General features: G+C 68.4%; 12 protein-coding genes. 1 reads left to right on the top strand and 11 read right to left on the bottom strand.

Annotation, left to right across the window (positions count from 1 at the left end; genetic code table 11):
- From VFV19_08805 to VFV19_08820, 4 genes are all read right to left on the bottom strand, one after another.
- On the bottom strand, positions 1 to 1,141 hold a 1,141-nt coding region (locus VFV19_08805), incomplete at its 3' end, for a hypothetical protein (GenBank protein HEX4824399.1).
- 355 nt (positions 1,142 to 1,496) lie between these two features.
- Positions 1,497 to 3,218: a mucoidy inhibitor MuiA family protein gene (locus tag VFV19_08810; protein HEX4824400.1), complete on the bottom strand. Its 1,722-nt coding sequence runs from the start codon at positions 3,216 to 3,218 to the stop codon at positions 1,497 to 1,499.
- A 166-nt stretch (positions 3,219 to 3,384) separates the two neighbouring features.
- Positions 3,385 to 3,945 (bottom strand): hypothetical protein, encoded by a 561-nt coding sequence (locus VFV19_08815; GenBank protein HEX4824401.1) that lies wholly within the window; start codon positions 3,943 to 3,945, stop codon positions 3,385 to 3,387.
- Entirely contained in the window at positions 3,945 to 4,763 is an 819-nt protein-coding gene (locus tag VFV19_08820; GenBank protein HEX4824402.1) for a TIR domain-containing protein, read from the bottom strand. Before VFV19_08820 ends, VFV19_08815 begins: the two co-directional genes overlap by 1 nt.
- A gap of 286 nt (positions 4,764 to 5,049) precedes the next feature.
- Here VFV19_08820 and VFV19_08825 point away from each other — a divergent pair, with 286 nt between their 5' ends.
- Positions 5,050 to 5,463, top strand: a complete 414-nt coding sequence (locus VFV19_08825) for a Spy/CpxP family protein refolding chaperone (GenBank protein HEX4824403.1) — start codon at positions 5,050 to 5,052, stop codon at positions 5,461 to 5,463.
- A gap of 79 nt (positions 5,464 to 5,542) precedes the next feature.
- On the opposite strand, the gene VFV19_08830 is transcribed toward VFV19_08825, so the two are convergent.
- The 7 genes from VFV19_08830 to VFV19_08860 form a co-directional block, all read right to left on the bottom strand.
- Positions 5,543 to 5,770 carry a hypothetical protein gene (locus tag VFV19_08830; GenBank protein HEX4824404.1) on the bottom strand — a complete coding sequence of 76 codons (228 nt, stop codon included), beginning with the start codon at positions 5,768 to 5,770 and terminating at the stop codon, positions 5,543 to 5,545.
- A gap of 84 nt (positions 5,771 to 5,854) precedes the next feature.
- Complete coding sequence (locus VFV19_08835) at positions 5,855 to 6,805, bottom strand: DUF2950 domain-containing protein (GenBank protein HEX4824405.1); 951 nt, start codon at positions 6,803 to 6,805, stop codon at positions 5,855 to 5,857.
- Positions 6,802 to 8,061, bottom strand: coding sequence for a DUF3300 domain-containing protein (locus VFV19_08840; GenBank protein HEX4824406.1), 1,260 nt, complete (start codon positions 8,059 to 8,061; stop codon positions 6,802 to 6,804). The genes VFV19_08835 and VFV19_08840 overlap by 4 nt, the downstream gene beginning before the upstream one ends.
- 35 nt (positions 8,062 to 8,096) lie before the next feature.
- Entirely contained in the window at positions 8,097 to 9,191 is a 1,095-nt protein-coding gene (locus tag VFV19_08845; GenBank protein HEX4824407.1) for a DUF5808 domain-containing protein, read from the bottom strand.
- The gene (locus VFV19_08850; GenBank protein ID HEX4824408.1) at positions 9,191 to 9,628 is read right to left on the bottom strand and encodes a cupin domain-containing protein; all 438 of its coding nucleotides are present in this window, start codon (positions 9,626 to 9,628) and stop codon (positions 9,191 to 9,193) included. The genes VFV19_08845 and VFV19_08850 overlap by 1 nt, the downstream gene beginning before the upstream one ends.
- Positions 9,629 to 9,647: 19 nt before the next feature.
- Positions 9,648 to 11,366, bottom strand: coding sequence for a hypothetical protein (locus VFV19_08855; GenBank protein ID HEX4824409.1), 1,719 nt, complete (start codon positions 11,364 to 11,366; stop codon positions 9,648 to 9,650).
- Positions 11,367 to 11,397: 31 nt separating this feature from the next.
- Positions 11,398 to 12,291, bottom strand: coding sequence for a hypothetical protein (locus VFV19_08860; GenBank protein HEX4824410.1), 894 nt, complete (start codon positions 12,289 to 12,291; stop codon positions 11,398 to 11,400).
- Between the last annotated feature and the right edge of the window lie 82 nt (positions 12,292 to 12,373).

Consider the following 12,373-nt stretch of genomic DNA (forward strand, 5'->3'; position numbering starts at 1 on the left):
CGGTGCCGGGCTCGAACGACGGGTCTTGGATGTAGGTGTCGTCGGTGCCGGGCTCGAACGACGGGTCTTGGATGTAGGTGTCGTCGGTGCCGGGCTCGAACGACGGATCCTGGATGTAGGTGTCGTCGGTGCTGGGATCGAACGACGGATCCTGGATGTAGGTGTCGTCGGTGCTGGGATCGAACGACGGATCCTGGGTGTAGGTGTCGTCAGTGCCAGGCCCGAACGACGGATCCTCGATCCCCGACTCGTCAACCCCGTTCCCGGTTTCCAGGCTCGGGCTAGTGTCCGTCGTGGCCGAGTATGTATCCGCGCTCGGGGGCTGAGCCGCGTTGTTCACTTCGGGCCGCGAGTTCGCCGAATTCGAGTTAGTGTCGGTCGACTGCGAACCGAAGATCTCGTCAACTGCGCTCCCGATTGCCCCGGCGGTCGCGCCGCCGAGAGCGCCAAGGGCTGCGCCTGGACCAGTGGCAGCACCGGCGACCCCGCCGGAGACTGCTCCAGCCACCAGGGCGCCGGCACGTCGTTCCGCCGATTCAACGAGCTCGTTCGTGATGCTGGGCTCGCCGGCCTCGTCGCGCGGACCGGTGGAGGATCCATCTCCAACAACCTCGTTGATCGCACCTTCGATGGTCCCGCCCGCGGCCCCGCCGAGCGCACCCAAGCCCGCACCCTCCGGGCCCGCGGGGGCGCCACCGATCGCCCCTGACACCGCGCCTCCGACGAGGTCCCCCGCGCGTCGCGCGGCGGAATCCGCCAGCTCGCCCATGAGACTCGGGCTGGAGTCCGGATTCTTGGCGGCGTCGGTAGTGGCATGATCGCCATCGACGATCTCTTTCGCGGCGCCGCCGACGACCCCGCCGACCGCGCCCGCGACCGCGTCTCCGGCCCTCTCTGTCGCTGCCTTCGCAGTCGACCCCATCGCGCCCGCGATTGCACCGTCGATGAAGTCGCCGATCCTCCGACCCGCCGAGTCGATGAATTCCTCGACAAAGCTCGGGCTGACGTCCGACGACTCCGTGGCGTCCGCCGACGGGGTGCTCTGGGCATTGCCCGTCGAGCTCTGGTCGCTCGATCCGGCGTATGCCAGCAAGCTCGCAGTCAGGACAACCCATCCAATTCGCAACATTTTCGCTTTCATGACGTTCGCTCCCTTTTCATTGGCTCTGACCGGGCCATCCGGCTGAGCTCAGGGGGGAGTCGCGACGTCCCAGCGAACGCTGCGAAAAAACTTGCCACTGAATCGGGGTCAAGCGGTGGAGACGAATTGACCTGGCGCTTCGAAGCAGGTGAGGGCTGTCTCCAAGAACGGGGCTCCGCGAACCCGCGCGCCCGGACGGAGGCATCGCAGACGCCTCGTCGAGCCAAAGGCTCTCCTCAAACGCCAGCTCGAGCGGGTGGTCGATTGCCCCTACGGCTGTCGTCGCATGACGTTTTTCGCGGTTGCCCGCTCGAACGGCAAGCCGGCCTCGGCGACAGGCACTAGTGCGCTTCTTCTACTCCAGCCCCGCCACCAGCATCTCCTTTGGATAGCGCACCGTGTACGCGAGCACCACGTCCTTCTTCTCGTGCGGTGCCAGATTCAGCTTCCACAGGAGCACGCCGGGCCGCGACGCGCTCGGCTTGTGATCAGGCGTCGTCGTCTTCGCGATGTCGACGACGACGCGCTCGTCCTCGGAGACCGGTACGCGGTCTTCGACGATCACGGTGACGTCGCGGTCGCGGAGATTCTCGACGCTCGTCTTGTAGGCGTAGGCGATCTGGTGCGTCTTGCCGGTGAGCCCTTCGGTGGTGTGGTCTTGCGGCTGCTTCACGCGGTCGACCTTGATGCGGTTGTCGCGGCCGAACGGCACGGTCAGCTCGGCGCCGGGCGCGGTCTCGGGGAGCGCGTACACGCCGAGATAAGCGCCGCCGGCCAACACGCGCATCGCTCCCGAGAGGAGCGGGTACTGCTGCGGCGCGCGCACGACCGAGGTCAAGAACGCCGCGGGCTCGATCGCAGGCGCGATGCGATACGAGACGGCGCCGGCCAGCTCCTCCTGCCGCAGCACGACGCGATGATCGGCGTTGTCCGCGGGGACGTCGGAGCGGCCGGGGACTTCGAAAGCGACGTTGTAGGCGGAGCGGACGAGCCCGGCTTCTGCGATCGTGGTCGGCATCGGTGGCGGCGGGACTCCAGGCCCGTCCGGGTCCTGGACGCCGGGTGCCAAGCCGATCACGTTCTGATAGTACCGGCCGGCGACGGGAAGGCCCGCTACGAAGTCGGAGTTGAACTTCGCCTTCGTCGCATTGTCCAAGGTGCCGGCAACGACCTTCGGCTCGTAAGGCCTGAGCAGTCGCGACATCATCTCCGGCGGCGCGACACCGCGTGCCGGCGCCGCGGTCGAGAGGCGCAGCGCGACGCCGGGCCAGCTCTCGCCGGTGCCCTGGCGCACGACCGCTTCGGAGACGAGTCCGACCTCGCCGGTCGCCGGATCGAGCGTCGCACGGTATGCGGGCGACCACGACGCTCCGGTGACGAGGTAGGCGAGGCGCAGGGTGATCGAGCCCGCCTGCTTCGTCTCGAGCTCCGCGGCGGCGACGCGCGATTCGATCGAGCGGCTTCCGGGCCCCGCGGCCGCCTTCGCGCGCGCGACTTCGAGCTCGCGATTCAGCTTGTCCTTCGCCTGCTCGCGCGCGAGGTCCTGATCGGCGAGGTCGGCGAGCTTCTTGGCGAGCAGATCGTAAGTGGCGCCGATCGACGCGGGGTCGCTCTTGCCGGCGCCGATGTTCCCCGACTCGCGCTCGGCGGCGGTCGCGCGGAGCGACTTCAGGAACTCGCGGAGATCGTTCGCGACCCGCTCCTGTGACGCGAGCTTCGCCAGCTCACCCTCGAGGCGCTTCACCTCGTCGCGGAGCGCCTGAAGCTCGGGGGTGTCCGTCGGAGTTTCCGCGTGTCGCCGGATCGTCACGGCGCCAAGGAGCGCCGGCACACCTTTGGCGTTGACGCGGAGCGAGTCATTCTCGGCGTTGAGCGGAATGTCGTTGAATTCGACGGTGGAGGCGCCCGACGGCAGCTCGAGCGTCGCCTCGCGGACGACCTCGGCGCGGTCGGGATAGACGGTCACCTCGACGATGCGGGCGTTCTTCGCGGACAGCGTCGCGGCGGATGCGGCGAGCGGGAGGACGAGGGCAGCGAGCAGGGCGACGACGGTTCGACGGGTTTGTCTCGTGGTCATGGCGGGATCCTCCGATGATGAGTAAGACGCTGCACCCGATCGATGAGACCGGGGAACTCGGGACGAGTTCCGTGCTGCATCGGAGGATGCGGGGTGGAAACCGCAGTAAGAGGGGACAGCTTCCGAAACTCGAAGTCTTGAGTTTCGGAAGCTGTCCCCTCTTGGCTTAGAGCCCTCTCGCCACCAGCACGCGCATCTCCTTCGCGCGCGCCGTGAGCCAGTCCTCGTCGACGGTGTTCTTCGACTCGAAGCCGTCGAAGCGGAGGAGGCCGTCGTGCGCGTCGAGCGTGACGAAACGGCGGGCGGGGTCGATGGCGATGCGGTCGATCCCCTCGGAGGCGCGGCAGAGCGGGGCGTCGACGAGGATGGCGCCGTCCATGACGACCTTGAGGTCGACGAACGACGAGGCGCCGCCCTCGCCGTGCCCGGCGGGCGGGTAGACGACGATCGTGGTCGTGATCTCGTGCGTGCCCGCGTGCTCGATCTTCGTGATCGTGCGCAGCGTGTTCGCCTCGAGAACGTAGAGGCCCTGTTTCTCGAGCGTCGCGGCGCGCGCGGGAAGCTCTGAGTTCCGCTCCATGAAGCCGGTCGTGATCTGGATCTGGCCGGCGCTCTTCATGTAGCGGTACTCGAGGTACGGCGCGTCCTCGGCTAAGGCGAGACCGGCGACGGCGCAGCACGCGAGGATGGCGAGAGCGATTCCGGCGACGCGGCGGGTCGCGCGCATCAGGCCGCCCTCTCGCCGGCCTCGACGAACGCTTGAAGCGTGCGGCGCACCGCATCGTTGACGCCGGTGAACTTCACGCCCACGCCGCCGATCTTCTTCCACGAAGGCTCCTGGACGCGCACGACCTCGGCTTCGAGGAAGACGAGGAGATCGCCGCGGAGGCGCAGGTGCAGCTCGAGGCGCTCGCCCGGGTCGGGCGCGGGGCCGGCGGTTTCGAGGAATGCGCCGCTGGTGCTGAGGTTGACGATGCGCATCGCGTTGTCGGGGCCCTGCGACATCGCGGTGCCGATCCAGTCGAAGTGCCGGCGGCGCGCGGCCTGGCCGGGCAGGAGCACTTCCGGGCGCTTCGAGCCCGTGCGCAGGATGGCGTTGCCGATCTCCGCGCACGCCGGCGCGAGCACCGCGCGCGCGTTGCCGTTCGTGTGTTGCGGGAACGTCGCGAAGATCAGGCCGGCGAGATCGGAGGGCAGCTCGATGCCGGAGTCGGGGCAGATGAGGAACGTCCGGTCGTGGCCGAGGTGCGCCAAGAAGAGGCCGGCTTCGACGAGGAGGTTGCCGGCGGGGACGTTGCGCTGCTGGCCGGCCTGACCCGCGGGCGCTTCGGGGGTCAGGAGGAGCACGGCGTAGTCGAACTCCTTGAGCTTGCGCTCGAGGACGTCGATCAGCGTGCCGCCGGGCCGGAAGGCCCCTTGATTCCAGACCGTCGAGACGATCGAGCCGGCGAGGTTCGCCTGGATCGCTTCGGCGAGAGGCACGCTCTCGGTCGACGATCCGATGAAAAGTCGCGGCAGGCCGGTCGTGACGCCAAGATTCTTCATCGCAAGTCCCCCCGACGACGGAAACGAAATTCGTTGTCTCAAGCTAAGTTCCGAGGGAGGGGGAGGCAATGGTCCTCGACCATCAGGCGCGCCGGCCTCTCATGAAATGCTCGCCGCTCCGCGAGGCCGAGCCCGGAAAAGTTCAAATACTGGCCGTTCGGGAGCAGCCCGGCGGTTGACACCCTCGCGCGCGGGTCCTACAACAGTCGCGTCCGCACGGCGCCTGGCGACGGGCCGGCGCCGATTCACCGCCGGGAGCGTAACGCCTCGGCGAGAGGAGCGAGCCATGCACCACCAGTGTCACTCCCCCTATCAACGTTGGTATCAGGACTCGTGGCGCCACGACGCCGGCTTCGAGGCCGGCTTCGGCGTGCGGCGGCCCCTCCGGTTCCTCGCGTACAAGCTGGAGCTCGACGAAGCGCAGATGACGCGCCTCGCGCAGGTGCTCGATCAGCTCAAGACCGATCGTGCGCAGGCGGCGGTCGACGACCGGCGGACGCTGAGCGCGTTTGCCGAGGCCGCCGAGCAAGAGGGGTTCGACGAGGCGAAGGCGCGTGACGGCGCCGCGGTTCGTGTCAAGAGCGCGGAGGCGTTGGCGAAGAGCGTGGTGACGGCGCTCGGCCAGATCCACGCGATGCTGCGGCCGGAGCAGCGGGCGCGGTTCGCTTACATGATCCGGACGGGCGCGCTGCAGCTTTGATGGTGAGGTGCCGCGTACCACCCGCGGTACGTTTCGTACCATCGGTGGTACGCGGCACTCTCGGCTTCATCGAGAAAAGTCAGTTCACCCCGCCGCCGCCGTAGGGAACGCAGCCGGTGGCGCCGAAGCAGCTCGCGACGCACATGTTCGCGTAGATCTTCCCGCCCTTGCAGATGACGGGCGCGTCGAGCGGCGCACACTCGCAGATGAGGCGCGCGTGGGACGGCGGTGTCGCGAGCGCGAGGACGCCGGCGAGCGCGGCGATGCCGATGGCCGTTCCGATTCCTGCACGAACGAATCTCTTCATGGTGATTCCTCCTGGGTGAGAACGTTCCGGCGGAGCTTACTCCCATTGGGCGGAAGCCCCGCCACGGAACGAGTGCACTGAGAGCTAAGGCGCCTTCGTGTCCGCGTCGTCGGGAACGACCTTCCACGAGGGGTCGGGGTCGAAGCGGTCCATCGCCTTGAACGCGTCGAGCGTTTTCGGCCCGAGGTCCTTCTCGTACACGACACCGTCCTGGCTCACGATGAAGCTCTTCACGCCGGTGACGGCGTGCTCGGCCGGCGCGGCGACGAGCGCGAAGCCGCCGATCATGATGCCCTTCACGACGTAGTCCAACGTGCCGAGCGGCGCGTGCTTGCCCTGCCCCTTGAGAATCTTGAAGAAGTACCCGTGGTACGGCTCGGTCTTGCTCGAGTAACCCTCTTCGATCGCTTGCGCGATCTTCTCGCCGATCGGCCCACGCCACGTGCCGTCGGGGTCGCGCCACGCGAGACCGTCTTCCTTGTCCGCGGTGCCGACGACGCGCTGCGCGTATTGCACGACCTTCGATCCGCCGCGAGGCTCGGACGCGTACTCTTCCTGCGCCTCGACGTAGCCGCGGCAGACCTCGATCGCGTCGAGCTCGTTGCGGCCGACGCGGCGGTAGAGGATCTCCTTCTTTCCGGCGACCGTGTCGAACCGCCAACCGCTCGCCTGTTTGACGACGGGAATCGGCATCGGCCAATCCTGCTCGCCGATGACGATGGTGGCGCGGCTCGCGTTCTTCGGGTCGGGAGTGATGCCGAGCTTCACTCTGGCCTGCTTGGCGAACTCCGCCGCCTGGTTCTTGTCCATGACGGCGTCGCCGCTGCCGACGAGATCCTTCCCTTCCGGCCCGAGGATCTCCATCAGCGCGGGAACGTCGTCCTTCTCGGCTGCGGTGACGAGAGCATCGGCCGCGGCCTGCGCGGTCGGGAACGAGCGCTGCTTGACCGGAGCCGGAGCGGTGGTCGCGCCCGGCGCGGCGAGAGCCGCCGCAGCGACGAGGAAGGCGAGCGCGACCACGGTCAACGTTCTCATCGGCGTCGCCCTCCGCCGCCACCGCCGCGGGAGCCGCCGAAGCTCGACGAGCCGCGCGCGCTGCTGGCGCGGCTGCCGCTTCCGTTGAAGCCGCCGGAGTAGCCGCCGCCCAGGCCGCCCGCACCGCGCGAGGCGCCGCCGCCGATGTCGCGGCTGCCGACGCTGTTCGCGCCGCTCGGCCGGTTGAACGATCGATTGCCGCCGCCTCCGGCGCCGGCCCCCGGCGAGCGGTTTCCCGCGCCGGCGCCCGCGCCGCCCGATCGGCCGAGCTGCTGCTGCGCGCTCGCCATGCGATTCGACGACGAAGGCCCCTGGCCGCGCGCCTGGCCGCCGAACTTGTTGGCGGTCCCGCGATCGCCGTACGGCGTTCCCCCGCGGTGCGAGGGGTTGTGATTCCACTTGCCGCCGTTGCCGACGTTACCGTTCCCTCGGCCGCCGAGGTTGCCGTTCCCGCGGTTGCCGGCGTTGCCGTTGTGGTGGTTCACCCGATTGAAATTGTTGTTCACGTTGATGTTGATGTTGCTGCTTCCGCCCCAGTGGCAGCCGCCCCACATCCCGCCCCAGAACGCGCCCCACATGAAGCCGACGCCGAACGAGACGAATGCGGCGCCCGGGTAGTAATAGGGATAGTAGATCGGCGGGTACGGGTAGACGGGCGGGCCCCAGATGACGACCGGGTCGTACGCAGGGACGTAGACGATCTGCGGATTCGCGGGCTGGATGACGATGACCTGCTGGCTCTCGACGGTCTGGGTCTCGACCTTCTGCTGCTCGCCGGACTTCAGCGTGCCCTTGTCGACCGCCTTCTTCCGCATGCGCTGGACCGCGTCCATGACGTCCGATTCCTGCGCGAGCACCGCGTTGCCGAGCTGAAGCGTCCACTGGATGTCGTCGGACAGACGCTTGACCGCCTCGGGGAACGCGGCCATCGATTGCACCGACGCGTCCCACGGCTGCTGCGCGACCGCATCGACGAGCGCCTTGTCCTTGAGGCCCTTGTTCTTCGCGAGCCACTGCTGGAGCTGGACCATCTCGAGCGGATAGGTCGACGCCGCCAGTGTCTGCGCGAGGAGCGCATCGGGGTAAAGCGCGATCGGCGCGACGAGCGAGTCGAGCTGGTCGGCCGGAAGCTTCACGGCAGCGGGGGGAGCTGCGTCCGCCGGAGGCGGCTGCTGCGCAAAGACGGCGAAAGGCTCGAGGACGAGCAACGACGCGCAGAGATAAGCAGTCGACTTGCGAATCACCGGGAAGCTCATTCGTCGCGCCTCGCGCACGGAGCTTACACCAGGGTCTAGCGGGCAGCGAGGATCGCGACGGCGACGATCGCTGCCATGAAGAGGAAGAGCGCGATGAGCGCCTTCGGATTCCCGAAATTGATCGTGTAACCGAGGCCGAAGCGCTTCTCGACGAGCCACGCCGGGTCTTCGCGGTTGACGTAGATCACACCGCCCCACCAGCGGCGATTGTCGGCGAGGCCGTCGGCCAGCGGCGCCGCGGTCGCCCCTTCGAGGCGTGAGCCGCCCTGGCCGTAACGCGCAAACAGATAGATGACGCCGCCGAACGTCCACGCGAGGATCGCGAATACCCAGAGGATGAACGAGGACGGGAGGCCCGGCGCTTGACCCTGCGCGACGCGCAGCGCGAGCGCCGAGATCGACCCCAGCATCGCGACGAGGATGAACGTCAGCCCCGCGAGGAACCGCGCGAGCGCCCTACGGAAACGCGCTTGCGCGACGATCGACACGCCCGCATCGCCGGCGCGAACGGCGGGGCGCGTGCGCGCGATCAGGACCGCGATACCGCCGACGAAGAGTCCGAGCAGTCCCGTCAGCAGCGGCACCGCGTAAACCGAGCCGAAAGACTTCGGCGCGAAGCCGTCGGGTGTGCCCGCCGCGTTGAAGTGGATCGGGATCCGGTCGGGGAGCGCGTCGTATCGCGACGCCGCGTCGGCGACGAGCCACACGCTCACCGCGATCGACGCGGCGACGGCGACCCACGGGAGAACGGTGCCGGCGTGCGCGATCGCGATCTCGGGCGGAGGCGGAGGAGCGGCGGCCTGCGCGAGCGCACGGGCGGCCCGGTACGCCCTCACATAAAGGAAGGCGCCGATCGCGAGGAGCGCCAGCTCCGGAGCGATCGCGGCGACGGGGTGCACGGACTTCATCGCGAGGACGGCGGCGGCTGCAACGCACGCGATCGTGGCGGCCGTCATCCCCAGCGACCACTCGCGCCGGATCGCGTGAGCCGCTTCGCCGTCGTGTGCGGCCTCACCGACGTAGACGCCGAAGAGCAAGCCGCGGCGCGTGATCCGCGGGACGAGGATCGCGACGACGCCGAGCAGCGCGGTCTCGGCGACGAAGATCCACGCAAGCGGAGGTGCGGCCACTAGCCCTTGCGCAGCTCGCTCGCCGGCAGGTCTTCAGGGAGCGGCGTCTCGAGCGGCGGCTTCCCTTCCTTCGCATCCCACGACACGAACGCGGTGCCGTCCTTCCCGACGTGCTCGTTCTGTCCGCCCATTGCGAGGACGACGCAGCGCCCCGGTCCGCGGTTGACGAGCTGACGCTTCACGTCGGGCGCGACGCGCGCGATCTCGCCCTTCGTCATGTCGCGCTCGGCGCCATCGACGACGAGCGACAGCGTCCCTTCGAGCACGAGGTACACCTCTTCTTGGGTCGCGTGCTTGTGAATGCGGCCGCGATTGCCCGGTTGAAGGCGGATGAGGTTGATGCCGAAGCTCGTGATCCCCAGCTCCTGCGCGAGCCGCTGAAAGCGCTCGGTGCCGGACGCGAGGTCGAGGCGGGCCGTGGAAACGCCTGAGTTCATCGAAGATCTCCTCCGCAGCTCACAGTACCACCGTCACCCGGTAGACCTGCTTGTCCTTGATTCCGTAGAAGCGGAAGGTGTGGTCGTCGACGAAGCGGCAGCCGCCGACCGACAGCTCGAGCATGTCGTCGTACGGGAAGCTCGCCATGCCGTCGACCATGACCGCCCACCCGTTCCCGCTCCAGTTCATGACGGCGAAGCGTTTGCTGTCGGGGCTGAACGACGGAAAGGAAAACTGCCCGGTCGCGCCCGGATACCACGTGCCGTCGACGACGACCGAAGTCTCGGCGTCCGGCTTCGTCGCGACGAAGGCGACCCGGCTGCCGTCGGGGCTGAAGACGATCGGCGGAAAGAGGACCGGTGGTGTGGCGTGGAGATGGGTGCTGAACGTGCCGAGGTAACCCGGCACGGCCTTGCCGTCGATCAACGCCTCGAACCCCGCGGCGCTCGCGAGCGTTCCTGCGACGAGGCGCTTGCCGTCGGGCGAGAACGCCAGCGAGTGCGGGGACAGGTCGTTCGTCTTCCAGTATTCCTTGCCGTCGAGGTAGATCTTGCCGCCGTTCTGGGTGCGCGCGAAGTACGCGTAATGCTGCCCGTCGTTGCTGAACGTGAAGTCACTGTACGAGCGGCAGGCATCGAGCTCCTTCCCGTCGACGACGGGGATCGTGCCCTTGCTCGACGTCGCCGTGAAGTGGAGTCGGCTGCCGTCGGGGCTGAAGAGGAGCTGCCCCGCGCCGTCGTACGTCGTCCCCACCGGATTCCCATTCACCTTGACCGTGACGCCGGGACCGGGTGCGTTGGCCTCGATGGTGGCGAATCGCTTGTGGTCGTTGCTCCACGCGACGCGTCGGAGCGGTCCGGGACCGCGGTTGTCGGCGACGTTGAACGTGGTCACCCGGTCGATAATCTTTCCCTCGACGATGAGCGACACGCTTCCGTGAGTCGCCGTGTAGGCGATGCGGCCGTCGGGAGCCATCTCCAGATCGCCGAGGCGCGCCTGGTAGCGCTTGCCTTCCACGCCGTCGCGGACCGCGACGTTTCCCTGTTTCGAGCTCGCGAAATAGACGTAGTGGTCGCCGTCGGCGGTCGTCGTCAGCGTGTTGATCCCGTCGTAGGGTGGGCCGGGCCTTCCGTCTACGACGGCGTGCCACTTCTCGTCGTCGGTCATCGCGACGTAGATCAAGCGCTTGCCCGCGAACGTGAACTGGGCCAGGTCGAGCTGCTTGTACGCCGGGCCTTTCACGCCGTCGACGACCATCACCCACTTGGCGCCTTCGCTCGCAGGGTAGGCGAGGTGCGATCCGTCGGAGCTGAACCTGAAGCCCCACAGCTGCGAGATGACGAAGTAGTTGGCGTGCGCCGACACGCCGGTCGCGATCGGCATCGTTTCCTTCCCGTCGACGACCGCGAAGTAGTCGCCGCCGCGCCGCCCGATGTAGGCGTTGCGACCGCCCGTCCGGCTGAACGTCATCGAGCCGCGGCTGTTGGCCGCCATCTGCGGGATCTCGTCGAACGCCGGGCCCGGGACGCCGTCGACGATCATCGTTTGACCGCTTTGCTTCTGCGCGACGATCGCGATGTGGCTGCCGTCCTCGCTCAGGACGATGCGCGCGAGCGCCGGACCCATGAGCTCTTCCTTGATCTTCGCGTCCAGCGGCTCGAGCGCGGACATGGTCACGGGCTGCTGCGCGGCAGAGACGATGGTCACGGCGATCGCGGCGAGCAGGATCGAACGCATCGGGCCATGAGTAGAGCACGGATCGAGCGGCCTAGCGCGACGCGGCGACGCTCTCCGCTGTTCCGGCCGTGAATCGAATCGCCTTCGTGCCACCGGTGCCGAGCCCCGCTTCGAAGACGTACTCGACTCCCGAGACGAGCGTGCCGGGGGGCACGAGGTCGAGATGGCGCGCGCAGCGGTCGTCGCCCGCCGTGACGTCGTCTTCGAAATCCAGAACGACAGCGCCCGACGCGGCGCGAAGGACGCGCCGGGCGCTCGGCAGCGCGGTCGCGCGCTTGCCGGCGGGAGCGCAGACGGAGGTCAGGATCGCGAGCTCGGAGTGGGGATCGACACCGGCGTCGAGCAACGGAGCGAACCCGACCGGCGAATCGGAGAGCGTCTTCCCAAGTACCGGACCGATGAGAAACGCAGCGCTCCCGGCCGGCGTGTCCGGGACCTCGACCTCGATCGACGTCGCGCGGGGCAACGTGGAGCCCGGATCGGACAACACCGCGGCGACCGTGTACTTACCCGGCTTGAGATCGACGGTCTCGATCACCGTCGAGACGACCGGCTCGCCGGCCGCCGGCGTGACGTCGCGCGCCACCTCTTGGATGACGTCCGGTCCGCGGCTCACCGCCGCCTCGAGCTTCGCGGAGGGCCCCGTCTCGCCGGCAGCGCGCGGCTGGACCGGAAACGAGACGACGAGCTGGGCGCGCCACGTCGAGCGCGAGCGGAGCGAAACCGGGATCAGGGACGCGTGAACGACGCCCGTGTCGAAAAGGGCGGGTGAGACGTACGCGGCCTGCAGCAAGGACGCGCGCTTCATGGCGTCGGTTCGAGAAGCGAACACGGCGGCATGCACCGCGTGCAAGCCGGTGGGACGAAGCCAGACCTCGACCGACCGCGGACGGCCGTCGCGCGGCCCATCGTCCTTGAACGACAAGGTGTAATTCCCCGCCGCGCGCCGGAGCGCCAGGTCGAGCGCCAGGTCGGAAGCGTTGGTGCGCTCCGTCAGCGCGCCGCCC

This window comes from Candidatus Polarisedimenticolaceae bacterium (assembly GCA_036275915.1).
Taxonomy (GTDB): domain Bacteria; phylum Acidobacteriota; class Polarisedimenticolia; order Polarisedimenticolales; family DASRJG01; genus DASRJG01.